We start from the raw sequence: 244 nt of genomic DNA on the forward strand, positions 1-244 counted from the left end.
TCGTTCGTCGACAACCCGGACGACCTTGACGCCTGGCGGGCCGCGGTACGCCCCGAGACGCGGGCCTTCTACGGCGAGACGATCGGCAACCCGCGCGGGGACGTCTTCGACACCGAGGGCGTCGCGGGGGTCGCGCACGAGGCCGGGATACCGCTGCTCGTCGACAACACGCTGGCCTCGCCCTACCTGGCCCGCCCGCTTGAGCATGGGGCTGACGTCGTGCTGCACTCGGCCACGAAGTTCA

General features: G+C 70.9%; 1 protein-coding gene. It reads left to right on the top strand.

What is annotated here, in order from left to right:
• The coding region (locus FMEAI12_RS14260; protein ID WP_200835282.1) for a PLP-dependent transferase at positions 1-244 on the top strand (244 nt) is incomplete at both ends.

It is taken from the genome of Parafrankia sp. Ea1.12, assembly GCF_900465275.1.
Classification (GTDB): domain Bacteria; phylum Actinomycetota; class Actinomycetes; order Frankiales; family Frankiaceae; genus Parafrankia; species Parafrankia soli.